Annotated in this window: 1 protein-coding gene; it reads right to left on the bottom strand. The window is 56.0% G+C overall.

The genetic code is table 11. The features are described from left to right. Positions 1-582 (bottom strand): TraC family protein (locus ALO80_RS15955; RefSeq protein ID WP_456238983.1); only part of this gene is annotated, 582 nt, incomplete at both ends.

Genomic DNA, 582 nt, shown 5'->3' on the forward strand with positions numbered 1-582 from the left:
TCGTTCAGTGGGTCGAATGTCAGCGGTGCACCGCCGCGGTTGAACAGTGAGATGCCAGGATGGCCAGTACCAGTATTACGCCCCCACACGGGAGACAAATTGGCCACATGCTGGGCGAGCATCATCTGGGTGTACCAGTCCAAAGCATGTTTCTTGTTAACATCAAAATTGGCCGGCAGCCATCGCAGGTAACTGCTGAGAGGAGCGACCTCATCACGAGGATACACAGGTTCCATACCGGCGCTAAGCATGGCATTGGCAAGCTCCATGCTCCGACTTTCCAGTTGTTGCTCATCCTTGCCCGTCAAGTAAAAAACCACGTTGCCACGATACAGCTTGTGTTTTCGACCGATCAGTTTGCGTGCTTCGTCGACCGCTTCACGAGTCAGGGCGGACGCTTGATTGTCACCGACGGATTTACGTGCCAGTTTTTCCAGGTGGGCCTCCAGAACATCCTGAGGAGTGATCACCAGCGTGATGTTGAGCACCGTGTCTTCGGGTAACTTGTCGAACAAGGCATGCAGCGCGTCCCCGCCTTTGCGGGTTTCTCCCGTCAGGTGCCCGGTCTTGGGTGCGTCGCGC

This window comes from Pseudomonas caricapapayae (assembly GCF_001400735.1).
Lineage (GTDB): Bacteria > Pseudomonadota > Gammaproteobacteria > Pseudomonadales > Pseudomonadaceae > Aquipseudomonas > Aquipseudomonas caricapapayae.